The sequence below is a fragment of the Acinetobacter sp. TUM15071 genome (assembly GCF_008980925.1).
GTDB lineage: Bacteria > Pseudomonadota > Gammaproteobacteria > Pseudomonadales > Moraxellaceae > Acinetobacter > Acinetobacter dispersus.
The window spans coordinates 145,401-171,512 of sequence record NZ_BKGB01000005.1; the positions used below are offsets into that span (position 1 = coordinate 145,401).

The 26,112-nt window shown below is 42.5% G+C and carries 23 protein-coding genes and 3 tRNA genes; 16 read left to right on the forward strand and 10 right to left on the reverse strand.

Features of this window, described 5'->3' with window-relative positions:
* Window positions 1-3: 3 nt before the first annotated feature.
* The 4 genes from GBI66_RS06640 to GBI66_RS06655 all read left to right on the forward strand — a co-directional run bounded on the left by GBI66_RS06640 (window position 4) and on the right by GBI66_RS06655 (window position 4,285).
* A complete protein-coding gene (locus tag GBI66_RS06640; protein WP_151715568.1) occupies window positions 4-1,623 on the forward strand; it encodes an AarF/ABC1/UbiB kinase family protein in 1,620 nt (539 codons plus the stop codon).
* Between the two features lie 248 nt (window positions 1,624-1,871).
* Window positions 1,872-2,471, forward strand: coding sequence for a cytochrome b (locus GBI66_RS06645; protein ID WP_151715569.1), 600 nt, complete (start codon window positions 1,872-1,874; stop codon window positions 2,469-2,471).
* A 107-nt stretch (window positions 2,472-2,578) separates the two neighbouring features.
* Window positions 2,579-3,895: an NAD(P)/FAD-dependent oxidoreductase gene (locus tag GBI66_RS06650; protein WP_151715570.1), complete on the forward strand. Its 1,317-nt coding sequence runs from the start codon at window positions 2,579-2,581 to the stop codon at window positions 3,893-3,895.
* A 12-nt stretch (window positions 3,896-3,907) separates the two neighbouring features.
* Window positions 3,908-4,285: a VOC family protein gene (locus GBI66_RS06655; protein ID WP_151715571.1), complete on the forward strand. Its 378-nt coding sequence runs from the start codon at window positions 3,908-3,910 to the stop codon at window positions 4,283-4,285.
* A 10-nt stretch (window positions 4,286-4,295) separates the two neighbouring features.
* Here GBI66_RS06655 and GBI66_RS06660 read toward each other — a convergent pair whose 3' ends face one another.
* The gene (locus tag GBI66_RS06660; protein ID WP_032857412.1) at window positions 4,296-4,562 is read right to left on the reverse strand and encodes a hypothetical protein; all 267 of its coding nucleotides are present in this window, start codon (window positions 4,560-4,562) and stop codon (window positions 4,296-4,298) included.
* Window positions 4,563-4,775: 213 nt separating this feature from the next.
* On the opposite strand from GBI66_RS06660, the gene hisIE reads away from it, so the two are divergent.
* The 9 genes from hisIE to GBI66_RS06705 all read left to right on the forward strand — a co-directional run bounded on the left by hisIE (window position 4,776) and on the right by GBI66_RS06705 (window position 14,924).
* A complete protein-coding gene (gene hisIE, locus GBI66_RS06665) occupies window positions 4,776-5,543 on the forward strand; it encodes a bifunctional phosphoribosyl-AMP cyclohydrolase/phosphoribosyl-ATP diphosphatase HisIE (protein WP_151715572.1) in 768 nt (255 codons plus the stop codon).
* A gap of 9 nt (window positions 5,544-5,552) precedes the next feature.
* The gene (locus GBI66_RS06670) at window positions 5,553-7,055 is read left to right on the forward strand and encodes a UvrD-helicase domain-containing protein (RefSeq protein WP_151715573.1); all 1,503 of its coding nucleotides are present in this window, start codon (window positions 5,553-5,555) and stop codon (window positions 7,053-7,055) included.
* Between the two features lie 24 nt (window positions 7,056-7,079).
* Window positions 7,080-8,462, forward strand: coding sequence for an AAA family ATPase (locus GBI66_RS06675; RefSeq protein ID WP_151715574.1), 1,383 nt, complete (start codon window positions 7,080-7,082; stop codon window positions 8,460-8,462).
* A gap of 252 nt (window positions 8,463-8,714) precedes the next feature.
* Window positions 8,715-11,567: a monovalent cation/H+ antiporter subunit A gene (locus GBI66_RS06680; RefSeq protein ID WP_151715575.1), complete on the forward strand. Its 2,853-nt coding sequence runs from the start codon at window positions 8,715-8,717 to the stop codon at window positions 11,565-11,567.
* On the forward strand, window positions 11,560-11,928 hold the full coding sequence (locus GBI66_RS06685) for a Na+/H+ antiporter subunit C (protein ID WP_005154911.1): 369 nt from the start codon (window positions 11,560-11,562) through the stop codon (window positions 11,926-11,928). Before GBI66_RS06680 ends, GBI66_RS06685 begins: the two co-directional genes overlap by 8 nt.
* Window positions 11,928-13,739: a monovalent cation/H+ antiporter subunit D gene (locus GBI66_RS06690; RefSeq protein ID WP_151715576.1), complete on the forward strand. Its 1,812-nt coding sequence runs from the start codon at window positions 11,928-11,930 to the stop codon at window positions 13,737-13,739. The genes GBI66_RS06685 and GBI66_RS06690 overlap by 1 nt, the downstream gene beginning before the upstream one ends.
* Complete coding sequence (locus GBI66_RS06695; protein WP_151715577.1) at window positions 13,739-14,266, forward strand: Na+/H+ antiporter subunit E; 528 nt, start codon at window positions 13,739-13,741, stop codon at window positions 14,264-14,266. Before GBI66_RS06690 ends, GBI66_RS06695 begins: the two co-directional genes overlap by 1 nt.
* Complete coding sequence (locus GBI66_RS06700; RefSeq protein ID WP_005191977.1) at window positions 14,263-14,538, forward strand: monovalent cation/H+ antiporter subunit F; 276 nt, start codon at window positions 14,263-14,265, stop codon at window positions 14,536-14,538. The genes GBI66_RS06695 and GBI66_RS06700 overlap by 4 nt, the downstream gene beginning before the upstream one ends.
* Before the next feature lie 11 nt (window positions 14,539-14,549).
* Entirely contained in the window at window positions 14,550-14,924 is a 375-nt protein-coding gene (locus tag GBI66_RS06705) for a Na+/H+ antiporter subunit G (RefSeq protein ID WP_005154905.1), read from the forward strand.
* 47 nt (window positions 14,925-14,971) lie between these two features.
* Here GBI66_RS06705 and GBI66_RS06710 read toward each other — a convergent pair whose 3' ends face one another.
* The 9 genes from GBI66_RS06710 to tpiA form a co-directional block, all read right to left on the reverse strand.
* Entirely contained in the window at window positions 14,972-15,373 is a 402-nt protein-coding gene (locus GBI66_RS06710) for a ribosome-binding factor A (RefSeq protein ID WP_005154904.1), read from the reverse strand.
* Entirely contained in the window at window positions 15,373-18,087 is a 2,715-nt protein-coding gene (infB, locus tag GBI66_RS06715; protein ID WP_005191973.1) for a translation initiation factor IF-2, read from the reverse strand. The genes GBI66_RS06710 and infB overlap by 1 nt, the downstream gene beginning before the upstream one ends.
* Window positions 18,088-18,097: 10 nt before the next feature.
* A complete protein-coding gene (gene nusA / locus GBI66_RS06720) occupies window positions 18,098-19,582 on the reverse strand; it encodes a transcription termination factor NusA (RefSeq protein WP_005191970.1) in 1,485 nt (494 codons plus the stop codon).
* A gap of 37 nt (window positions 19,583-19,619) precedes the next feature.
* A complete protein-coding gene (rimP, locus tag GBI66_RS06725; protein ID WP_005154900.1) occupies window positions 19,620-20,144 on the reverse strand; it encodes a ribosome maturation factor RimP in 525 nt (174 codons plus the stop codon).
* A 201-nt stretch (window positions 20,145-20,345) separates the two neighbouring features.
* A tRNA-Met gene (locus GBI66_RS06730) sits at window positions 20,346-20,422 on the reverse strand.
* A gap of 88 nt (window positions 20,423-20,510) precedes the next feature.
* Window positions 20,511-20,587, reverse strand: a tRNA-Met gene (locus GBI66_RS06735).
* Window positions 20,588-20,631: 44 nt separating this feature from the next.
* Window positions 20,632-20,716 (reverse strand) — tRNA-Leu (locus GBI66_RS06740).
* Between the two features lie 57 nt (window positions 20,717-20,773).
* Entirely contained in the window at window positions 20,774-21,103 is a 330-nt protein-coding gene (gene secG, locus GBI66_RS06745) for a preprotein translocase subunit SecG (protein ID WP_078197608.1), read from the reverse strand.
* Window positions 21,104-21,115: 12 nt separating this feature from the next.
* Window positions 21,116-21,907: a triose-phosphate isomerase gene (gene tpiA, locus GBI66_RS06750; protein ID WP_151715578.1), complete on the reverse strand. Its 792-nt coding sequence runs from the start codon at window positions 21,905-21,907 to the stop codon at window positions 21,116-21,118.
* A gap of 374 nt (window positions 21,908-22,281) precedes the next feature.
* On the opposite strand from tpiA, the gene pilB reads away from it, so the two are divergent.
* Genes pilB through GBI66_RS06765 form a run of 3 tightly spaced genes read left to right on the forward strand, consistent with a single transcriptional unit; the run spans window position 22,282 to window position 26,111 of the window.
* The gene (pilB, locus tag GBI66_RS06755) at window positions 22,282-23,994 is read left to right on the forward strand and encodes a type IV-A pilus assembly ATPase PilB (protein ID WP_151715579.1); all 1,713 of its coding nucleotides are present in this window, start codon (window positions 22,282-22,284) and stop codon (window positions 23,992-23,994) included.
* Between the two features lie 24 nt (window positions 23,995-24,018).
* Window positions 24,019-25,245 carry a type II secretion system F family protein gene (locus tag GBI66_RS06760; RefSeq protein WP_078197602.1) on the forward strand — a complete coding sequence of 409 codons (1,227 nt, stop codon included), beginning with the start codon at window positions 24,019-24,021 and terminating at the stop codon, window positions 25,243-25,245.
* Between the two features lie 5 nt (window positions 25,246-25,250).
* The gene (locus tag GBI66_RS06765) at window positions 25,251-26,111 is read left to right on the forward strand and encodes an A24 family peptidase (protein ID WP_005191959.1); all 861 of its coding nucleotides are present in this window, start codon (window positions 25,251-25,253) and stop codon (window positions 26,109-26,111) included.
* Window position 26,112 lies beyond the last annotated feature (1 nt).

Genomic DNA, 26,112 nt, shown 5'->3' on the forward strand with positions numbered 1-26,112 from the left:
TATATGATTCCGCATGTTACACGGTTACTCGAACTTTGGCGTATTGCAGCACACTATCGCCTTGACACCTTGTTCCCTGCGGAAGAATTACCAGTAAAAGCTCGTCATGCATTAAGTCTGATTAAAATGCATCCTGCAGCTTGGTCAAGTCGTGAAAAAAAGAACCCGCTTAAGCTAAAAGAAGCCCTTGAGGATATGGGTCCCTTAGCGATTAAGCTCGGCCAATTGCTATCTACGCGTCGTGACTTAATTCCACCTGAAGTATTATCACAACTGGTGTTATTGCAAGATCGTGTCAAACCGTATGACACTCAGCTAGCCAAACAGCGCATTCAAGAATCACTCAAAGCAGATGTATCAACCTTATTCTCACGCTTCGATGAGCAGCCGCTTGCCGCAGCCTCGATTGCACAAGTGCATACAGCAGCTTTGCATGATGGTCGTGAAGTTGTCGTTAAAGTCACTCGCCCCGATATTCGCAGTCAAATTTTACAAGATTTTGAGATTCTGGCTTGGCTTGGCGATTGGTTGGAAAATCGCTTAGAAGCAGCGCGTGCCCTGCATTTATCAGAAATTATTCAAGACTATCGTCAAATCATCTTAAATGAGCTTGATTTGAGTCTGGAAGCAGACAACACCCGCCGTATGCGTCACTACTTTACTGGCTCAAGCATGATGTACGTGCCAGAAGTCTATATGGACAGTAAAGACGTGATGGTGGCGGAACGCATCACAGGTGTCCCGATTTCTGATATTGCTACCTTTGATCGTTTAGGTATGGATCGTGCGGATCTGGCGGAAAAAGGCTTAACCATTTTCTTCACCCAAGTGTTCCGTGACAACTTCTTCCATGCGGATATGCATCCAGGCAATGTCTTTGTCGAGACCATTAACCCAAGCAATCCACGTTTTATCGCGTTGGACTGTGCGATTATGGGTGAATTGTCTAAGCACGATCAAATGACGATTGCTCGTATGCTACTGGCTGTGATGAACAGTAACTTCATGCAATTGATTCAAATTGTGCATCAAGCAGGCTGGATTCCACCGGGTACAGATCAAGATGCCCTATCCCGCGAAATGCGTCGTACCGTTGGCCCGATGGTTTCCAAACCAATGGATCAACTTGATTTTGCAGGCATTTTGATTCAGGTGATGGATATTGCCCGTCGTTTCCATTTAGAAATTCCACCGCAGTTGATGCTGTTACTCAAAACCTTAGTGCATGTTGAAGGCCTAGGAACAGATCTTTACCCACAACTGGATATCTGGAAACTGGCAAAACCAATTCTGACCGAATGGGTCAAAGCCAATATGAATCCAGTCAAAAATGTGAAAGAACTGGGACAGCAAATTCCAGACCTATTACTTGGCGCACAAGATATTCCAGGTTTATTAATTGACAGCTTAAATGGTCTAAAAAACCAATCGGCTTGGCACGACAAACAATTGCGTGAACTTCAGCAAATGCGTTTGCAAACGCAGCAACAGCAACGTCGTAGCTGGATATTTGGCAGTACCATGGTGATTTTGCTCACCATTGCCATTATTAGCCCGTGGTTTATTTCCATTGTGTTGATTGTGCTGAGTAGCCTATTAGCATTCTGGCGAATCGTGAAATAAACTGCTCTGTTTTGCATTGAAGGCCGTATTTTTTAAATACGGCCTTTGTTGTTTTAAACGCTGCCTCCATCCAAATCCTGATGAAAATTCAATTCATTTTTATAGTTTAGGAAAGTTTTAACTCCAACTTAGGCCATTCTCACTCAAAAGCTTCTCATCCTTTTGTAGATATACGATCATGCATCCCTGTGCGACGTGCCACAGCAAGATACTAAGGTGAATCGACACATATTTTAAAGGAAGAGAACATGGGTTTAAGAAATAGTATTCATAACTATGGCTCGATTGCAAAATGGCTGCATTGGAGCACGGCATTATTGTTTTTATGCGCTTATTGCAGTGTCTATTACCGACATTGGTTTACCGAAAAAGGTACACCTGAAAACTGGACAGCATTACAGCTTCACCTTTCCGTCGGCATCAGTATTGCCATACTCATTATCCTTCGAATTATTTGGCGTCTGAACAATCCACAACCCCAATTAGAGCCTGCTAGCCCAGCTGCGACTTTTGCAGCGCATGCAGGGCATTTTGCCCTATATGCCATTATGGTCATTGCACCTTTAACAGGTTATTTGGGTACGAGTGTAAATACCGAGTTCTTTTTCTTATTTGAAATTCCCCAATTTGAACACACAAGTCTGTTTCAAAACTTGATTGCTCAAGGCTTAGGCTTGAGCTTTGAAGAGTTCGAGATCCCGATTGATTTTATACATAAGCAAATTCTTGGAAAATGGCTCATCTGGATGCTGATTTTAGGACATGCAGGCGCTGCGCTGTATCATCACTTTGTGAAAAAAGATCGCACTCTCCTCAAGATGACTACGGGGCAAGATCAACCTAAATAAACAACCTGCAGCTTCGTTGTGTCTCAGATTTTCTTTTTTTAAAAGTCTTTCAGATCAGTTAAGATGCTGTTTGAGTACATTTCATAAAGACTTTAAAAGAACAAACAATGAAAACACTTCATTTTGCCATCATTGGTGCAGGCACAGCAGGTCTCGCAACCGCAATTTTACTTGCTCGAGAAGGTCATCAGGTTACGATTTTTGAACAGGTCGATGAACTTTCTCCCGTGGGTGCAGGTTTGTTGCTACAGCCTGCTGGCTTAGCTGTATTTGAGCATTTAGGTGTACTCGATCAGGCTTTAAAACTGGGTGCCAAAGTCACAGGACTGGAAGGCCAACTTCCGAATAAACGTCTGTTGGTGAATAGTCACTATCATCAAGCAGGCAGCAACCTCTATGGTCTCGGTATTCACCGTGCCACCTTATGCCATGTCCTAATCCAAAAGCTAAAAGAATATTCCAGTCATCTGACTTGGCGTATGAGTCATACAGTTGATCGTATTCAAGAAAATACAAATGAAGTTCGATTATTCAGTTCTCACCAGCAACAAAATTTTGATGCCTGCTTCGATGCTGTACTGATAGCCAATGGTGCACGTAGCCAATTGCGCCCTCCAGCATGGGTGAAAGTTGATCAGGCCTATCCATGGGGAGCTGCATGGAGTATCGTGCCTGAATGTCCAACACTCGATCCTGAAATTCTGCATCAATTTTATGATCGCTCCCAAATCATGATGGGTGTGTTGCCTACGGGTGCTATACCGACAGCACCTCAGCAACGACTTTCTAGTGTGTTCTGGAGTTTGCCAACCTCGCAACTACAATCATTCTTAAAAGATGAGTCGGCTAAACAACAATGGTTAAAACAGGTGGCCGATCGTTGGCCTGAGGTTGGCGGATGGCTAAAACAGTTAATCTCAAACGAATACAATCAACCACAATGGTTATCCGCTCAATATCGGGATGTGGTGATGTCTCAATTTGGGCAAGGCCGAATTGGCGTCATCGGTGATGCTGCTCATGCCATGAGCCCTCAACTGGGCCAAGGTGCTAATATGGCGTTGTTGGATGCATGGGCCTTTTCACAGTCACTACAAGCAGCAAAACAAAATCAGCAAATAGATTGGTCAGTGCTGTGGCAGCACTATCATCAACATCGTGGTTCCTCGACCCAGTTCTATCAATTTTTAAGTCGTCTACTCACCCCACTGTATCAATCTGATCATTGGTGGGCAGGTGGCTTACGTGACTTAACCTTCCCGTGGATGTATCAAATCCCCTATTTTCGCAAAGAAATGGCAATCACCATTTCAGGCTTAAAAACAGGACTGTTTCAGCAACTTGATTATCAACAAGTGGCGCAATATGCTGGGAAAGATCATGTTTTCAATACTAAAACTGAATCTCTACCTGAATATGAATAAGAGCAGCTTAATATGAAAATTCGTCATTTAGATCATTTGGTTCTGACCGTTGCAGATATTGAGACAACTTGTAAGTTCTATCAATCAGCCCTGAATTTTGAGGTAATTCATTTCGGTGAAAACCGTAAAGCACTGCAATTTGGCAACCAAAAAATCAATCTGCATCAAGTGGGCAAAGAGTTTGAACCCAAAGCACTTCACCCGACTGCGGGCTCAGCGGATCTGTGCTTTATTGCGGAAACGCCACTGAATGAAGTAATTGCACATCTTCAAGCACAGCAAATTGAAATCATTGAAGGTCCAATCGAAAGAACGGGTGCAATGGGGAAAATTTTATCAGTTTATTTAAGAGATCCTGATCAAAATTTGATTGAAATTTCAAACTACTAAGAAACCACCTTTATTTATAATCTATCGGGATATTTTGCAGTTGCAGATGAATATCCCAATGATCTGGCTTATTTTTTATTTCCCACCAATTTGCACCAGTATCTAGCCATTTTGTACGATGAACTTTTACTGATTCTTTTGTGCAGTCCTCATACCCAAACTCAGCACCACAGCAAGCACATATCATAAAGTTAGGTGTTTTTCCATCGTCCCCCCATGGTGCTTCGAATTGAATAAGTCCACACACTCTACAAGCCAGATTTTCATGATTTTTCAATACTGAACCCCAAAATTTTACCCAACACTCAATTAATAAGGATTGAAAAAGTTTTACTTAAAACAAGCAAGTTAACTCCTATTTATAACAATATAAACTTCACTCTATCAATCTCATGCAAAAATCGCATAACCGATTTTTTACCCAACAAGCATAGCCAACCCTTGCCACAACCGCTACACTAGCTGCTCTCCACTCAATGGATTTTCACTCATGTCAAACTGGTTAGATGAAGTTAAATTTGATTCCAATGGTCTTGTTCCTGCCATTGCACAACATCATCAAACAGGTCGAGTGTTAATGGTTGCGTGGATGAATCGTGAGGCTTTACAACTGACAGCTGAAAAAAATCAGGCCGTGTATTACTCACGTTCACGTCAAAAACTCTGGCATAAAGGTGAAGAATCAGGACACTTTCAAACCGTGCATGAAATTCGCCTGGATTGCGATGCCGACGTGATTATTCTACAAATTGAACAACATGGCGGCATTGCCTGCCATACTGGTCGTGAGTCTTGCTTCTATCGTAAACTCACCCCACAAGGCTGGGAAATTGTTGATGCACAGCTCAAAGATCCGACAGCAATTTATGGTGCATCAGCTAAAGTTGAAGCCCATGATCATGGTCAAAGTGAACAAGTGGATGTACTCAGCTATTTAGGTCGCTTAATGCAACAGCGTAAAATAGCTGAATCTGATAGTTCTTATATCGCCAGCCTGTATAAAAAAGGCATCAATAAGATTTCAGAAAAAGTCGGTGAAGAAAGTATTGAAAGTATCATCGCTGCCAAAGATTATGCAGTTCTAGCTTCACTGGAAAATAAACACGATCTGATTTATGAAGTCGCGGACTTATGGTTCCACAGTATTGTGATGTTGGGTTACTTCGATCTTGAGCCACAAGTGGTTCTCGATGAACTCGCACGTCGTCAAGGTTTATCAGGTTTAGTTGAAAAAGCTAACCGTAGCAAAGAAGCGTAATCAGAGCCTGTGTCAAATATAGAAAAACCCAAAGCCACTTATGAGCAAGCCATTGCGATAGACAATGCCCGTCTAGGTCAATCCTTTAAAGTGATTGCCTATGCTGGCACAGGAAAAACTACAACACTGCAAATGATCAGCGATGCCATGCCTGAACGGCGTGGTATGTACTTGGCATTTAACAAAGCCATCGCCTCAGAAGCACAAAATAAATTTCACAGCAATGTAAACTGTCGAACCTTCCACTCGCTTGCATTTCGCAGTGCACCGCGTGGCGTGACCGACAAATTACGCTTACCACGCTTAAGCCCAAGCTTCATTGCCAAAGAATATCGACTGGAACCCATTACGCTACGTCGCCTCATGGGTGGGCGTTACGAAAAATATGTGTTGATGCCAAGTCGTTTGGCCAGCTTAGTTGCCAATGCCGTGAGCTACTTCTGCTCAACCAGTTCACAGTATCCAGCTCCTCGGCATATTCAGGCACCGAACTGGTTACATCTAGACGATATCGAAGCCTTACAACAACATCTCTACCCTGCGGTGGAACGACGTTGGCTCGAATCAATTGATCCCAATCATCAAGCAGGTATTGGACACGATATCTACTTAAAGCTTTGGGCTTTATCAGAACCAAATATTCCTGCGGATTATGTGTTGTTTGATGAAGCACAAGATGCCGATCCACTGATGCTCGGTATTTTACTGCGTCAGAAAAGTACCCAAGTCATTTATGTCGGTGATGCACACCAACAAATTTACGCATGGCGTGGAGCAATCAATGCCATGCAGCAAATGCCATTGCCTGAAAGTCGTTTAACCACCTCTTTCCGTTTTGGCGATGCCATTGCAGATGTCGCCAACAGCTTGCTTGGCGCATTAAATGAAACCGTGCCCCTACTTGGTAATCCAAACCAAAAATCAAGTGTGGTGAATAAGCCCCATACCAAGATGCGAGATGCGATTCTATGTCGGACTAACGCCCGTGCAATGGAGCTATTACTTTCTGGTCTTGTCAATGGTGATAAAGTCGGCTTACAAGCGGACCAGCAGAAACTGAGTCGTTTTGTCGATGCAGCAAGTTTATTGAAACAAGGCAAACGAATTACCGATGTTCCTGAGCTGGCTTGGTTTAACTCTTGGCATGATGTACACGAATATTGTGAAACCAATGATGGCAGTGATATCAAGCCCTTAGTCAAACTGGTTGATGATCATGGTACCGATCCACTGAAAAAGGCTCTGGCAAAAATCACCCCGATTGAACAGGCAGATTATGTAATTTCAACTGCACATAAAGCCAAAGGTTTGGAATGGAATCGTGTGCATATCGAAGACGATTACCAATTTAAAATAAATGGACTAGAACATAAAATTACAGATGAAGAGCTAAGACTACTTTACGTGGCCTGTACGCGTGCTAAAGTAAGTTTAAATATTCATCATTTATACGACTTAATACAACAATTAAAACGGTGCGCCCCCTCAAGTCTTCGTCAGTCAGCAGGTTAAAGCGCTTATGATTGAGGTCAGCTTATGCAACTTGAATCGGTTCTCTTTAAACACATCGGGATGTTTCGGGATTTAAATCTCGAGTTTCAACCTGAGCAATATCCTATTACCCTGATTTTGGGTGATCAAGCCACAGGCAAAAGTACAATTTTAAAAAATATCTATCAAAGCCTAACTTGGTTTTCTGCGCGCTATAAGGATATTCGTACTGCAGGTGTGGTGATTGCCGATCAAGATATTATGCTCAATCGCTTACAGGCAAAAATTCAAATTCAGATTCGTATGAGCAGCGAACTGTGCGGTACGATGACAGAAAGTAGTTCATCACAACAGATCAACACGCAAACTTGTGCATGGAAACTCTATAAAACATTTAACAGTCAAGGCGTTGGGATTAGCCAAGTTGAGACTCAACAGCTTGATCAAATGGTCACCCTATATCAAAAAACAGGGCTGCAAGATCCTTTATTTGGACTCCCACTGATTGCCTATTATCCTGCCGAACGTTTTGTCCAAGACATCAATTTGCAAAGCAAAAATACCCCAGGGACATTACAGGAAATTTCGGCCTACGATTTAACTGCTGTGCCCTATACGACCTTTGCCCGTTTTTTTGAGTGGCTGCGTGAAATCAGCGATGTCGAAAATGCTCATTCAGCCCATATTGTTAGGCGTTTAATGGGCAATGATTTTAATCAACAAAATCAATCAGAAGTACTGCAAGAATTACAACAGGAATTGATCAATCATCCAAAACAATTGTCTGCACCCAATCTCTATGCCTTGAAAAATAGCCTGCATGCCGTTTTTCCTGAATTAAATGATATTTACATTCAGTATGTTCCAAAACTGCAATTGATGGTGCGCTACCAAGACCAACTGATCCCATTTCAACAATTGTCGGCCTCTCTCAAAGCATGGATTGCTCTGGTAGGAGACGTGAGCCGTCGACTATGCCTATTAAATCAGCATTGTTTTAACCCATGCTTAGAGGGTGAAGGTATTTTGATGATTGATCAAATTGATCATCAACTCGATCAGAATAACTGTGCTGAAATTCTTGAACGTTTACATCAAGCATTCCCTCGTCTGCAAATCATTGCCACAGGTAATCGCGATGCGCTACTCGAACATGCTGTTCATTACCAATGCCTAAAACTCGATCAAAAAGGTGCCTATCAACTCAATTTAGAAGCATCTCAACAACAGCTTTCAGATTTATATAATGAATTAACAAAAACTGAAGCCACTGCTTCTGATCAAGCCCAGACTTTGCTGCAATCTGACCTCTTAACCCATAAAGTTGATGATTTATTCCAGCAAATTCAGGAGTTAAACGAACAAGAAAAGAGTGACTTACTCAATCTACTCAAGATTGATGACACACCTCAAGAAACCCCTTTATGAAAGATTGGATAGAGGGAATATTGAAATGTTTTCAATAAATTATGTTGTTTGTTTCATGTAATATCATCGGATATTTATTGATATTTTATAGTAAAATAAATCGTATTTTTTATTTTCAAGTTGTGCAATACAACTTGCTGCCTCCGTTAACTTGATTGGGCTTCAAGATTTAAAGTTTTTGGTATTCTCTTTGAGTGCCTGTAAGTCTTGAAAGAAAATTCACCCCTTAGGTCTTCGACCTAAATCATCGACATGGATACCAGTGTGCTACCGATTATTATCTTATTACCGCTCATACTCGGCACCACCCTTGTCTCACAATTACAGCGTATTTCGCGTGGCGTGACGGCACTTGGGGCGATTGGCATCAGCCTTAGTTGTTTTATTTTACTTTTAACTCAGGCAGAAACGGTTCTTCAGGGCAATACCCTGCAACAAAGTTGGGACTGGCTTCCTCAGCTCGGAATTAATCTGAGTTTTCGCCTAGATGCATTAGGTTTATTGTTTGGTCTGCTGATTAGCGGTATCGGCACCCTGATTTATATTTATGCCTATTACTATCTCAGCCCTAAAAACTCTCTCAGTAAGCTTTACCAGTTATTGATGCTGTTTATGGCAGCTATGCTGGGGATTTCACTCTCAAATAACTTAATGATCTTATTGGTCTTTTGGGAGCTCACCAGTATTTCATCTTTCCTGCTAGTGGGTTACTGGAGCCAATATGAAGCTGCTCAGCGCGGCGCGCGTATGGCGCTCACCATTACAGGTATGGGCGGCTTGGCGATGCTGGGTGGTTTTGTCCTGATTGGACAAATCACAGGAACTTATCAGATTGATGAATTGGTCTTGATGAAAGATACCATTCAACAGCATGCGCTTTTTGTTCCAGCTTTACTGCTCATTTTATTAGGTGCATTCACCAAAAGTGCTCAGTTCCCATTCCATTTTTGGTTACCGAATGCGATGGCTGCACCAACGCCTGTATCCGCTTATCTGCATTCAGCAACGATGGTAAAAGCAGGGATTTTCTTGCTAGCGCGTTTAGCACCAATCTTTATTGGTGCTGCGCTGTATCACAACATCGTAACGTTTGTTGGTTTATTCACTTTGTGTATGGCCGCAGGTTTTGCCATTTTCAAAGAGGATCTAAAAGGCCTTCTCGCTTATTCGACCATCAGTCATTTAGGTTTGATTGTCTGTCTACTCGGTATTGGATCACCACTGGCAGTTGCAGCTGCAATTTTCCACATCATTAACCATGCAACTTTTAAAGCTGCACTATTCATGATTGCAGGGATTATTGACCATGAAACAGGCACACGTGATTTACGCAAGCTCAGTGGTATTTGGCAACTGCTTCCATTTACGGGCACCTTAACCATGATCACTGCTGCCTCAATGGCGGGTGTACCATTGACCAATGGCTTTATTTCTAAAGAAATGTTCTTTACAGAGCTATTGGCTAATTTGTCTGGTCCAGTGATGGTCATTTCAGCCATTGTCGCTACGTTAGCAGGTATTTTTGCAGTCAGTTATTCGATTCGTCTGGTACATGGTGTGTTTTTTGATGGTCCGATTGGTAAACATGTGCCGAATAAAGATGCACACGAACCGCATTTAGGCATGCGCTTACCAGCGATCATTCTAGCAACCTTATGTATTTTGGTGGGCATCCTCCCTGCCATACTGGCTGGAACCATGGTCAACAGCGTGACTCGCGCAAGTTTGGCACAGCCAGAATTTGAAGGTGTTCATCTCGCGATCTGGCATGGTGTTAATGCCCCCTTGATCATGAGTCTAGTTGCCTTAATCGGTGGGTCAATCTTCTACTTTGCCCTAGCAAAAGAGGGCCGTATCCGCAAAATCGACTTAGATCCTTATCTTGGAAAGTTCCAAGGTAAAATCCTATTCGACCTGTTCCTTAAAAATTTATTACTCACCAGCCGCAAGATTAAACAGACAACCGAGAATGGTTCGCTACAGAGCTACCTGCTCTTGATTGTTTTATTTAGCATTGTCATGGTTGGTCTACCGTTATTCAACCAAGGTTTAACGACGGGTACACGTGAATTGACACATGCACCATGGGTTGCAATTGTGTTATGGCTCACGCTGTTCTCTGGCTGTTGGATGATGCTGTGGTTCCACCATGAACGCATCAAAGCAGTATTGATCAGTGGCGCGGTTGGTTTAGTCGTGACCATGGTATTCGTCACCTTATCCGCACCAGACTTGGCATTGACCCAAATTACAGTCGATGTTGTGACCACAGTGCTCTTGTTAATGAGTTTATCGTTATTACCTCAACTCACACCATATGAATCAAGTCGTTCACGTCGTTGGCGAGATGCCAGTCTGGCAATTGCGGGCGGCTTAGGAATTGGCTGGATCGCATGGTTATTGCTAACACGTGACCATAATTCAATTTCATGGTTCTTCATGCAGCAAGCGATTCCACTGGGTGGTGGTTCAAATGTAGTGAACGTTATTCTGGTCGATTTCCGTGGTTTTGATACCTTCGGTGAAATTACGGTCTTGGGTATTGCTGCGATTGGTGCACTTTGCCTCATGGATGGTATGCGTGCGCATGGTACAACCATGACACAAGGCCTTTCTTATCGTTTTAACCCTTCACCTTTGATGTTCCGTATCACCGCATCGTGGATTTTACCGCTTGCCCTAGTGGTCAGCGTGTATATCTTTATGCGTGGTCATAATCTTCCTGGTGGCGGCTTTATCGCGGGCTTAATTACATCGCTTGCATTAATTATTCAATACATCGTTTTAGGTCAAGACCAAACCGAACAGATGATCAAAGCAAAATCGGGTCGTCTGTATGAAGTATGGATTGGTTCTGGTTTAACCATTGCAGGTTTAACCGGTATTGCTGCATGGTTCTGGGCACGCCCTTTCCTCACCAGCGCACATGTTTATGTTGAATTCCCTGTGCTAGGAAAAATGCATATTGCCTCTGCAGTCTCATTTGACTTAGGTGTCTACATTACCGTCGTTGGTGCTGCCATGTTGCTGATCTCAGTCCTAGGGGACTCACGTCACTCCAGTATGGCTGGTCCAATCCCAAGTGGAGATAAAGAAAATGGTTAGTATTGAATTTTTACTCGCTTCGGGGATTGGCTTACTTACTGCAACAGGCATTTATTTAATTCTGCGTGCCAGAACATTTCCCGTAGTGCTGGGTTTGGCCATGATTGGCTATGCCGTTAATCTATTCCTGTTTGCAATGGGACGTTTACAGATCAATGCACCCGCAGTGCTTACTGAAACCACCAAAGTCACTGATCCATTACCTCAGGCACTGGTCTTGACTGCGATTGTGATTGGCTTCGCCACCACAGCTTTTATCGTGCAACTTGCATTACGTAGTCGTTATGAATCGGGTACAGATCATGTCGACTCGAAAGAAGAACCAACCGTAACTTATGACCCACGTGAGGATGAGCCATAATGTTTGATTTTTATAGTTTCTGGCACGCTCACGCTCCAATTATCAGTATTTTAATCCCTGCATTTACAGGCTTTATCTTGGTGTTATTGGGCAATCCAGGTTCAGGTTCTTTAAAACAAGATTGGCGCCAACCTTGGCGTCGCGGGATTAGCCTTAGCTCTGCTATTTTAGGTTTAATCACCGCCATCAGTTATCTCAGCATAGCCAATACTGGGCAAATTACTGTTTATCAACTCAGTGAATGGTCTGCACCTTTCGGGATTGTCTTAGTCCTTGATCGTCTATCCGCATTTATGCTGGTGCTTACCTACATTCTTGCAGTCCCTGTGATTTGGTATGCAAGCGATAACTGGGACACCCGTGGTCGTTATTTCCATACCATGCTGCATTTCCTGCTCATGGGAATCACAGGTGCGTTCTTAACAGGTGACTTGTTTAACTTATTTGTCTTCTTTGAAATTCTGCTATTGGCATCCTATGTGCTGTTATTGCACGGTCAAGGACGTCCACGCTTTCAACTTGGAGTTCATTACGTCACCATCAACCTCCTTGCCTCTGCCCTATTCCTGATTGGTCTAGGCATGATCTATGGTAGCGTTGGTAGCTTGAATATGGCCGACGTCGGTCGTCTGGTTCCTCTGCTTGATGGCGACCAGCACAAGCTTGCGATTGCAGGTGGAATGCTGCTCTTTGTCGTATTTGGCATTAAAGCAGCAATGTTGCCTGTCGGCTTCTGGTTACCAAAAACCTATGCCGTTGCCAGCACACCCGTCGCAGCCATTTTTACCATCATGACTAAAGTCGGGATTTATGCCATTTTACGTGTTAATGGCACCGTCTTTGACGATGCTATGGCACAAAGCATTTTCAAAAACTGTCTGCTGGTTATCGGTCTTGTGACCTCTCTTTATGGTGTGATTGGTGCAATTGGCGCAGAACGTCTACGTCGTTTTGTGGGCTTTATGGTGCTGTCATCCATTGGTACCTTGCTGATTGCACTTGCAATGTTCAATACACAGGCATGGGCTGCTGCACTCTACTATGTAGTGCATAGTACTTTAATCGCAGCATCATTCTATTTATTCTGTGGTTGGATGACTTCACAACGTGGTGCTTTTAAAGATCATTTAAAAGTTGCACCCAAGATCAAACAGGAAAAAGCAGCTGCTTTTACCTACTTTATCATTGCTTTGATGATGGCAGGTTTACCGCCATTTAGTGGTTTCTTGGGTAAAGTCTTTATTTTGCAAGCCACTGCTGAAACACCGTATCAGGGTTGGATCATTGCGGTTATCCTGATTGTCAGCTTACTCAGCATTATTGCACTGACCCGTGTTGGTTTTATTCTGTTCTGGCGTGCTACACCACCTGAAGAAGACTTGAAAGAAACAGCTTATGCTGAATATCAGGCCTTACCTGAAGTTGCACCAAAGCGTAATGATACTGCTATTTATGTCTTACTTGGCGCGTTGATGACCTATGTTGTCTTTGCTTCGCCAATTCAAACTTATACCGTTGCAACAGCACAGCAAATTCAGAACCATGCGCTTTACAACCAGACCATCTTAAAAAATGATGCGCAAGGTCGTCCAATCAGCGTACAGCCTTATGATCCAAGCTATCTACCAGAAACTAAATATGGTGGTGAAGTTGAAGATCATAATGCATTGCTTATCCCAGATATTATTTCAAAGCCAACCCTTCAAGGTGGGCACATTTCTGAATATAAGCAGCGTCAAATTGCTGAGCAAATCCTAGAAGCTCCAACTATTCCAAATACAACTCAGTTAAAACCAATGGAGGATCACTAATGCAAAAACAATCTTTGCTTGACCGTTGGTTCCCCCATCCATTTGTGTCTTTTCTGATTTTTTTGAGTTGGTTGATGCTGGCACACAGTCTCGATGCTACTGATATTTTAATCGCACTGGTTTTGGCTATCGGGATTTCCCGTTTAGTCAGCCCATTTATTACCAGAACACCCCACATTCACTGGGCTCCTGCAATAAGATTAGTTTTTGTAGTGTTATGGGATATTGTGGTTTCTAATTTCCGTGTTGCCAAAATGGTACTTGGGCCAATGGATAAACTACATCCCAAATGGTATCGCGTCCCACTTGAAACTGAGCACGAGCAAGTGAATACCTTGCTCGCAATGATTATCACCACCACACCGGGTACCGTTTCAGCCGGTATCGATCAAGAGCGTGGTGATATTTTGGTACATGCGCTCAGTTCAGATGACACCGAACTCGACATTCAAGAGATCAAAACCCGCTATGAAACGCCTTTAATCGAAATCTTTGATGTAAAGATTGCAGAAGGAGCAACTAAATGACTATTTTACCGTATGCACTTGGGATTGGCTTAATTGCCATTACGATTTCAATGTTTTTGTGTTTGATTCGTCTGATTGCTGGCCCTTCTGTGATTGACCGTTTGTTAGCCTTGGATACCTTATTTTTAAATGCAACCTGCCTCATCGTTGTATTGAGTATCTACTGGGTGAGTACCAATCTATTTGAAGGTGCGCTCTTGGTTGCAATGCTTGGTTTTGTCTCGACTGCCGCGCTTGCTCGTTATTTCACTACGGGTCATGTGATTGATTAAGGAGCCACATCATGCAACTCATTCTTGAAATTATCGTTTCATTCTTTGTGGTCTTTGGTGCTTTCTTTATGCTGATCGGCTCAATCGGTATGATTCGCCTACCTGATCTGTTTATGCGTCTACACGCTCCGACCAAATCAAGTACCTTGGGTTTAGGTAGCTTCCTGATCGCTGCCATGATCTTTGCTGCAATGCATGGTCGCTTTGGTTTTGCTGAATTACTGATTACTTTATTTGCATTTATTACCGCGCCTGTATCTGCCAATTTGATGGCACAGGCTGCGATTCATCTACGCTTACGTTCAACCAGTGGTGATGTACCTGAAGCACTCAATCGCCCATTGCCTTGGCAACGCTATCGTCGCCATCCACTGAAAAAGGATTAATCCAAGCCATAAAAAAAGCCACCCGAAGGTGGCTTTTTTATATCGATTTACTTTTGTTCATCTTGCTCTTGTTCAGGCAGATCTTTAACCGCTTCAGCAATCAGACCAAACATATAGTTACCATAGGCATTGGTCTTATCGTAATGGAAACGCAATCTTGGCGTAATACGTGTCTTGATGCGACGACTCAATTCATGACGCAAGAAACCAGAAGCTTTATTCAATACATCTAAAGTTTCTTTATTTGCAGCTTCACTTTGATCATCACCAAGCGCACGCCCCATTACAGTGACATATACTTCAGCATATCCCATATCTGCACTGACTTTCACGGCTGAGATGGTCACAAGACCACCTAGACGTGGATCTTTAAGCTCCTGACGGATGAGCTCAGACAACTCACGTTGTACTGAATCCGCCATGCGCTTTAAGCGTTGGCTACCCGCCATTAAAGACTCCGTTTAATCAATTGAACATCATAGACTTCGATCTTATCTTTTTCTTTGATGTCTTTATAACCTTTCACCGCAAGACCACATTCCATACCGGCACGAACTTCTTCAACCACTTCTTTATAACGACGAAGAGATTCAAGCTCACCTTGGAACACAACCACGTCATCACGTAATACGCGAATCGGTTTGTTACGATGTAATACACCTTCAAGTACCATACAGCCTGCTGCTGCACCAAACTTACTTGAGTGGAACACTTCACGAACTTCAGCAACACCCAAAATCGTTTCACGGTGTTCTGGTGCAAGCTTACCGCTCATTGCAGCTTTAACATCATCAATCAAATGATAAATGACGCTGTAGTAACGAATATCGATACCATCTTGATCAGATTTTTGACGAGCAGAGTTATCCGCACGTACGTTAAAACCTAACAAGACTGCTTCTGAAGATTCAGCTAAAGTAACATCTGACTCAGTGATCGCACCAACACCAGAACCGATTACACGGACTTTAACTTCATCAGTAGAAAGCTCATCAAGCGCAACATGTAATGCTTCCAACGTACCACGAACATCAGTTTTGAGTACGACATTCACATAAGGAATATCTTTTTTACCCATAGATGCCATGATGTTTTCAAGACGCATTGCACTTGCACGCTCTAAACGCTTATGACGTTCACGGTCAGAACGAGCATCAGCAACTTCACGTGCTTTCTTCTCATCATTAACCACAAGAACTTCATCACCCGCCATTGGCGCATCAGGTAAACCTAAAATCTCAACTGGAATTGAAGGACCTGCAGAAGTAATACGTTGACCATTTTCATCAACCATCGCACGAACACGACCATAAGATGAACCAGCAAGTACCAAGTCACCAATGTTCAATGTACCATTTTGTACAAGAATCGACGTTACTGCACCGCGACCTTTGTCAACACGTGCTTCGATTACAACACCTTGTGCCGCACCTTCAGCTGAAGCTTTAAGCTCCATCAATTCAGCTTGGATCAAGATTAAATCAAGTAAGCCATCGATACCTGCACCAGAGTGTGCTGATACTTTAGCGATTGGAACATCACCGCCCCACTCTTCAGGTACGATACCTTTGGTGGTCAATTCGTTTAATACGCGGTCTACATCAGCCGATTCTTTATCCATCTTGTTGATGGCAACAATAATCGGTGTTCCTGCTGCACGTGCATGGTCAATTGCTTCAGCTGTTTGTGGCATAACACCATCATCAGCAGCAACAACAAGAACCACGATATCAGTCGCTTTTGCACCACGTGAACGCATAGAGGTAAATGCTGCGTGTCCCGGTGTATCTAGGAAAGTAATAATACCTTTCTCAGTTTCAACGTGATAAGCACCGATATGCTGAGTAATACCACCCGCTTCACCCGCAGCTACTTTAGAGCGACGGATACGATCTAGTAACGATGTTTTACCATGGTCAACGTGACCCATGATCGTTACAACTGGCGGACGAGTTGTTTGCTCACCACGTGCTTCTTCAGCAGCAACCAATAAGTTATCTTCTGCTTGCGTATCAGAAACTAAAACTGGATTGTGGCCCAATTCTTCAACCACAAGTACAGCAGTATCTTGATCAATGGCTTGGTTCTGAGTTACAAGTTCACCCATTTTCATGAGGGTCTTGATCACTTCACGAACTTTAACCGCCATTTTCTGTGCTAGATCAGCAACGATGATTTTCTCACCGATCTCAACATCATAAATTTGCTTTTTAACTGGTTTTTCAAAACCATGTTTATTTGCTTGGCTGGTTTTTAAGCCGCGCTTATGATGGCTTTTGCTGAAGCTTTGCTCAGATTGAGCATCGCCACCACGACCGCCTTTCTTACCAGCACGTGGGTTTGCAGTTGCACCACCACGTTTGATTTCACGGTCTTCCTTATTGAAGGAATCTTCATATGCTTGACCAACAAGACCAGCAGCTAAAGGTGAATCATCAATCACACGGATCGTTGCAGTCGCATCATCATTTGAATATTTTGATGCCATCTGACGCATTTGCTCAAGTGTACGTTGCTGCGCTTCTTCAGCTGCTTTACGACGTACGACTTCTTCAGTCGCTTTCAACTGAGCTGTTTGCTCTTCACGTGCTTTCTTTTGCTCTGGTGTTTCTGTTGGACGAATAACAGGTGCTTTAATAACTTTATCGCTATTACGCTTTTTCACCACAACAGCAGTTTTTGCCGGTGTTTGACCTGAACTGTCAGAAGTATGCGCTGCACGCATTGCTTCTAAAGTTGCATTGGCTTTTTGTTCCGCAGTATTACGTGCAGTTTGCTCAGCTTCATTACGTACTTTCTGTTCAGCACGTACTTTTGCATCTGCTTCTACACGCGCTTTTGCTTCAGCTGCAAGTAATTCAGGGTTTGGTTTAGCAAAAACTTGCTTCTTGCGAACTTCAACATTAATGCTTTTCGCTTTACCTGAAGTACTTGTAACTTTAGCAGTACTCGTTGTTTTACGTTTCAACGCAATCTTTCCTGTGTTACCACTTTCCTGACCATGTACTTTTTTCAAGTGATTGATCAAAGTATCTTGCTGTTCAGTGGTAATAATGTCATCTGCTTTACGCTGTGGTAGACCTGCTTCGCGAACCTGCTCTAGGAGTTTCTCTACAGGACGTTCTACGCTGAGCGCTAACTCTTGAATCGACTTGTCCGTCATCTATTATCTCCTAGTTAAACCATGATTCACGTGCTTTCATGATTAACTGACCTGCTTTGTCATGACCTAAACCTTCGATATCCGAGATATCATCAGTTGCTTGGTCTGCCAAATCATCAACAGTAACCACACCACGCGCCGCCAATGCATACGCAATCTCAGTCGTCATACCTTCCATACCGAGAAGTTCTGCACTTGGCTCTTGAATATTTTCTTGCTGTTTTAAAGCATCCGTTAAAGCGGCTTCTTTAGCACGGCTTTGCAACAACTCGACTAAATCAGCTTCAAGCTCGATTTCATCAAATGTTTCAGCTGGTACATAAGCAATCTCTTCTAACGAAGTGAAGCCCATTTCAACCAATGCCATTGCTAAATCTTCTTCAATATCCAGACGAGAAACAAACATGTCTAAATATTGTTGCGCTTCATTTTGCTGACGTGCACGATACTCTTCTTCCAACATCATGTCGAGTTTATAACCCGTCAATTCTGATGCTAAACGAACATTTTGCCCTTGAGAACCAATTGCTCGCGCTAACTGATCATTGGTTGCAAAAATGATATCTGCACTACGCGTATCTTCATCTAGCACGATACCCGATACATCAGCTGGCTCTAATGCACTTGCGATATATTGTGCTGGATCATCAGACCACACCACAACATCAATACGCTCACCATTTAATTCCTGCTGTACTGCTTGGATACGCGTACCACGCATACCAATACATGCACCTACAGGGTCAATACGATGGTCATTAGTTTTCACTGCAATTTTAGCACGAACACCTGGCTGACGCGCCGCTGCTTTAATTTCAATGATTTCTTCAGAAATTTCTGGAATTTCTTTCTTCATCAAAGCAATGAGCATTTCAGGACGAGCACGCGACAATAACAATTGCGCACCGCGACCTTCACGGTTCACGTTAAACAAAATTGCATTGATACGTTGCTTAGGACGCAAAATTTCTTTGTGAATGGTTTCTTCACGCGCTAAATACGCTTCTGCATTGTCACCAAGATCAATGATAAAGCCATCTTTGGTTTGCTTTTTCACTTCACCGTAAATCAGCTCACCAACTTTAGATTCATATGCATCCGCAACCAATGCGCGTTCAGCTTCACGAATCTTTTGTACAATTACTTGTTTTGCAATTTGTGCTGCAATACGACCGAATTCAATCGATTCAACTTCCAACTCGCGTACATCACCGATTGACCACTGAGCAGGATCTAAATCAGAAATCGCGTCTTGGCATGCTGGCATTTCATGATCTTCATCCGCAACTACAGTCCATTGACGGAAAGTACGGTAATCACCTGTTTTACGGTCAATCTCAACACGAAGTTGAGCTTCTTCAGAACGTGTGCCTTCGTAAAACTTTTTCTTCGTTGCCGCAACAAGTGCTTGCTCTAACGCTTGGAAGATCGCTTCACGACTAACACCTTTTTCATTACTAACCGTTTCTGCAACGGTAAGAATTTCGCGGCCCATAAGTCACCTACCGATTTCTTATAAAATTAAGTTAATATTAGTCTTGATAGATTAAATTTGCTTTATCAATATTATGACTATCAATTTCAAGCACATGATTACCTTCAACTTCGACTTGAATCATTTCATTTTCTAAGTCTACAGAAAGTAATTTCGCCTGAAATTTGCGACGGTTCTCGACAGCAGCAATTAATCGTAAAGCCACTTGTTGCCCGATATATGCAGGCAGTTGGTTCAATTGGAAAAATGGACGATCCCAACCTGGTGAAGAAACTTCTAAAGCATATTCACCTGAAATCGGATCATGAACATCAAGCATTGCACCCACTTGTTGCGTTACGAGAACACAATCTTGAACGCCAATACCACGCCCGAGCTCAACTTCACCATCTTCTGTTAAGACAGGTTCAACATTCTCATCGACCGCTTTATCAATATAAATGCGTAATAAAGAACGTTTCCCTTGTGGGAGGAATTCAATTCCCCACAAATCTACACCACACGCAGCTACAGCTGGTGCAATTAGATCATGCAATGCTTGAGATTTATTTGATAATTTCATTTACTCTCGTCGCTCTCATACGAGCCAATCAATCTTAACCGTATAGTGAAGCACGACTATTTGACCAATTGATGTCGAACAACTACACGATATAGCTAAACAACCAATAAAAAAGGGCGTAAATCGCCCCTATGTTACACAGAAAAGCAAAGCCCACTGTGCAAAAAGGCCCACCTTATTGTGAGCCTCTTTTTAGAAACTTGGTAGCGGGAGCTGGATTTGAACCAACGACCTTCGGGTTATGAGCCCGACGAGCTACCAGACTGCTCCATCCCGCATCAACGTGCAAAAATTATATACAAATATGAAAAAAAGTCAATTTAAGTTTTCTTCATACTCGCTTGATTAAGTTGCACCTTAATCAAATGGTAGCGGGAGCTGGATTTGAACCAACGACCTTCGGGTTATGAGCCCGACGAGCTACCAGACTGCTCCATCCCGCAACAATACAAACACTGCACACACCAAACTTACTGGTTATTAAGCTTGGTGCGGAAGGGGGGACTTGAACCCCCACGCCCGAAAGCACTACCACCTCAAGGTAGCGTGTCTACCAATTCCACCACCACCGCAGTATTGTGGGACGCATTCTAGTCCCATAAACACAAAAAGGAAAGTGCTAATTCAACTTATTCAGTTGTTTTTGGTGCATTTGGTGAAGTTTCAGACGATGTCGCTGGTGCAGATGTTGTTGTTTGAACAGTTTTTAAACTATATGCATCTGTCGTCTGTTTTTTAGCAAATACAGCCAAGGTTAAACTGGTTGCAAAAAACAATGCCGTAAAAATCGCAGTTAAACGAGTTAAAAAGTTACCTGCACCCGAAGCACCAAAAACTGTAGCAGCACCGCCACCACCAAATGATGCCCCAGCTTCTGCACCTTTACCTTGTTGTACCAAAACCAACGCAATAATTAAAATTGCTAAAATGATATGTACAACGAGTATAAAACTATACATCTCGATTCCTCGTTATTTGCTTTGAGCAAATGCTTTTGCGATTTGGTAAAATGATTCTGCATTTAAAGATGCACCACCCACCAAAGCACCATTAATATCTGGACAAGCAGCTAATTCAACTGCATTTTCAGCCTTAACACTACCACCATATAAAATGGCAGCATGTTCACCATATGAGGTAATTTGTTTTAAACCTTCACGAATCTTTGCATGCATGGCTTGAGCATCCGCTGGCGATGCAGTTTTACCTGTGCCAATTGCCCAAATTGGTTCGTAAGCGAACACAATTTTTTGCCATTGATCCGCTTGAACAACAGCAGCAATATCACAAATTTGTTGCAATACCACTTGTTCAGCAGCACCCTGCTCTCGTTGTTCCAAGCTTTCACCAACACAATAAATAACAGTCAAACCTGCATTCAATGCATTATGCAATTTTACTTTTAAAATTTCGACATTGTCGCCGAACAATTCACGGCGTTCAGAATGCCCAATTAAAACAAATTCAATGCCACTGTCTTTCAATAACTCAGCACTGACTTCACCTGTATAGGCACCTGTACCTGCAACACGAGACACATCTTGAGCAACCGTATAAATTGGTCTCGTTGCATCTTTAAATTGCGTTTGAATACGATTCAAGGCAATTGCAACTGGTGCGACACCAATATGACATTGCTCAGGCGCAATATTTTCCTGTTGTAATAACTGTTTAAATTCTTCTACTAATTGGAAAGCATTCGCATGCATTGGATTCATTTTCCAATTGCCAATAACCCAAGGAGTAATGCTCGAGTTCGACATACTTCGCCCACCCACTGTTAATTAATTTCTCAAAAATGCTGCATATTTTACACGGATTTTTATAAAATTCAGTTTTTTCTTTTAATGCGATAGAAATCACTCCAAAATCATAAATATCAAGAAAATTACTCATTCCACCTTCATAAAAAATTCCCAATCGTGCTTAAAAAAAAGCTGACTTACATACAATTGATTTGATTATTTATAAGATTTAGCTTAATAAAAGAAAATTAATTTGCAAAACACTCGATCAGTTCAAAGTTTTGACTATGAATCAAGGTGAAAACAACACTTTCTGTAGTGGTATTTTTGCATAACAAAAGTATAATTTTTAAAATACATATTATAAACATTTATTGTCATAAGGCGGACAGATGTCAGGATTACATACGTCTCCAAAGTTTTCGGGGTTTATTCGACGGTTAGTTGAAGATGGGCATATGCCTACAACAACAATGCAAACAGCCATCGATGCTGCTAAAAAAGCACAACAAGATATCGTTGCACATCTGATTGAACAGCATCGCGTATCTCCATTAACCATTGCTGAAACCATTGCAGCCGAGTTTGGTGAACCACTTTTCGATTTGGCGGTTTATGATACCGCCTTGTTACCTCGTGAACTGGCGGATAATAAGTTAATCCAAAAGCACAAAGTGGTCCCACTGATTCAACGTGGTCAAATCCTCTATGTTGCGACCAGTAATCCAACCAATATCGAGGCACTGGATGCGATTCGCTTCAATACCAAACTGAATATTGAACCGATTATTGTTGAACACACTAAACTCGAAAAATTGATTGAACAGCAATTTGGCGATTCTGGCAGCTTTGACTTTGGTGATAGTGAAGACTTTGATCTTGATATCGATGTGAATCAAGACACTGCCAAAGACGATGATGAGGCGCCTCAAGGGGATGAATCTCCAATTGTAAAATACATCAATAAGCTATTGATTGATGCGATTCGCATGGGTGCATCCGATTTACATTTCGAACCTTATGAAAAAATGTATCGTGTCCGTTATCGCGTTGATGGTGTACTACGTCAAATCGCCAACCCACCATTACAAATGGCAACCCGACTCGCCTCACGTTTAAAAGTCATGTCACAAATGGACATTTCTGAAAAACGAATGCCGCAAGATGGACGTATTAAACTTAAACTGTCCAAGACCAAAGCGATTGATTTCCGTGTCAACTCACTCCCCACACTGTTTGGTGAAAAGTTGGTACTACGTATTCTGGACCCATCCAGTGCTATGCTGGGTATTGAAGCACTCGGCTACGAAGACGAACAAAAAGCTTTATTTATGGATGCACTTGATAAACCTCAAGGCATGCTCCTGATTACAGGTCCAACGGGCTCTGGTAAAACGGTCTCGCTGTATACGGGATTAAATATTTTAAATACGGAAGATACCAATATTTCCACGGCCGAAGATCCAGTCGAAATTAACTTGGAAGGGATTAATCAGGTTAACGTAAACCCAAAAACAGGACTCACCTTCTCTGCCGCCCTGAAAGCCTTTTTACGTCAAGATCCAGACGTGATCATGGTCGGGGAGATCCGTGACTTGGAAACTGCAGAAATTGCGATTAAAGCAGCGCAAACAGGTCACATGGTGATGTCGACACTGCATACCAATAGTGCACCAGAAACCCTAACCCGTTTACGCAATATGGGCGTTCCCTCATTTAATATTGCGACTTCCGTCAATTTGGTGATTGCACAACGCTTAGCACGTCGTTTATGTAATCAATGTAAGGAAGCCATTGAAATACCAAGACAAAGTCTATTAGAGCTTGGGTTTACCGAGCAAGACTTGGCAGACCCTGAGCTTACAATTTTTCAACCTGTCGGTTGTGCTGAATGTCGCGAAGGTTATAAAGGCCGCGTTGGTATTTATGAGGTGATGAAAGTTACACCTGAAATTTCCAGATTGATTATGGAAGATGGCAATGCAATACAAATTGCAGCAGCATCAGAACAAGCAGGTTTTAATAATCTCCGTCGTTCAGGTTTGAAAAAAGTCATGCGAGGAATTACCTCTTTGCAGGAAGTCAACCGAGTAACAAGTGAATAAAATTAATAAAAAGGATTAATAATCATGGCAGCTAAAAAAGCGCAAATGATGCCAACTTTTGCTTATGAAGGGGTCGACCGGAAAGGAGCAAAAATTAAAGGGGAAGTACCGGCACGCAACATGGCTTTAGCAAAAGTCACCTTGCGTAAACAAGGCGTGACCATCAAAAACATTCGAGAAAAACGTAAAAATATTCTCGAAGGTCTGATGAAGAAAAAAGTCACGACACTCGATATCACCATCTTTACGCGCCAATTGGCAACCATGATGAAAGCGGGTGTCCCATTGGTACAAGGCTTTGAAATTGTCGCAGAGGGATTAGAGAATCCATCCATGCGTGAAGTGGTTCTAGGTATTAAAGGCGAAGTTGAAGGGGGTAATACCTTTGCTGGCGCACTCAAAAAATACCCTCAATACTTTGATAATTTATTTTGTTCCTTAGTTGAATCTGGCGAACAGTCTGGTGCACTTGAAACCATGTTAGATCGCGTCGCGATTTACAAAGAGAAGAGTGAACTACTAAAACAGAAAATTAAAAAAGCGATGAAGTACCCGATCACAGTCGTTGTTGTTGCCGTCATTGTCACCATTATTCTAATGGTGAAAGTCGTCCCAGTATTCCAAGATTTATTTAGCTCTTTTGGTGCAGATCTTCCCGCATTTACCAAGATGGTGGTAGAAATGTCGAAATGGATGCAAGAATACTGGTTTATTTTGATTATTGTGATTGGTGCTATTATTGCTTCCTTCCTGGAAGCAAAAAAACGCAGTAAAAAATTCAGAGATCTACTGGATAAAATGGCACTCAAAGCCCCAATTTTTGGAGATCTCGTTTATAAAGCCATTATTGCACGTTACAGCCGTACCTTAGCGACAACATTTGCAGCAGGTGTTCCACTGATTGATGCACTAGAATCCACTGCGGGTGCAACCAACAATGTCGTTTACGAAGAAGCAGTAATGAAAATTCGTGAAGATGTCGCCACAGGTCAACAACTGCAATTTGCCATGCGTGTTTCCAATCGCTTTCCATCCATGGCGATTCAGATGGTTGCAATTGGTGAAGAATCAGGTGCGCTAGACAGTATGCTGGATAAAGTCGCGACTCATTATGAAAATGAAGTGGACAATGCCGTCGATGGTTTAACTTCGATGATGGAACCCCTTATTATGGCAATTCTTGGTGTTTTAGTCGGTGGTCTAGTGATTGCCATGTACTTACCAATCTTCCAAATGGGTTCTGTGGTCTAATATTTATGCAACAATTCCTTTCTTATTTTATTGATAACCCAGCCGCCCTTTATCTTGCGGTTGGGCTTTTTAGTTTATGCATCGGCAGTTTTTTAAATGTTGTTATTTTCCGCACCCCTCGCATGATGGAACAGGAATGGCAGCAAGAATGTCAAATGTTGTTACACCCAGAACAACCCATTATTGATCAGAGTAAACTGACCTTAAGCCAACCAGCCTCAACCTGTCCGAAATGTGACTCGCCAATTCGTTGGTATCAAAATATCCCTGTGATTAGCTGGTTAGCACTACGCGGTAAATGTGGGACTTGTCAAAATCCAATTAGTATTCGCTATCCGTTCATTGAACTGTTGACTATGCTCTGCTCTTTGGTTGTTGTTGCCGTATTCGGTGCTACCGTACAAATGCTATTTGGTTTAGTCCTCACATGGGTATTGATTGCATTAACGTTTATTGATTTTGATACTCAACTACTGCCAGACCGCTTTACCCTACCTTTAGCTGCTTTAGGCCTCGGTATTAATAGCTATGCGATTTACACGACAGCGACCGCCGCAATTTGGGGTTATCTCATTGGTTTCCTGTGCCTCTGGATTGTGTACTACATTTTTAAATTAGTAACAGGCAAAGAAGGGATGGGCTATGGTGATTTCAAACTCTTAGCCGCACTCGGAGCATGGATGGGTCCAATGCTGTTGCCTTTAATTGTGCTGCTCTCTTCTATGGTTGGTGCAATTATTGGTATTATTTTGATGAAAATGCGTGGTGAAAACCAGCCATTCGCATTTGGCCCCTATATTGCAATTGCAGGCTGGATTGCTTTTTTATGGGGTGATCAAATTATGAAAGTCTATCTAGGTGGTTAAT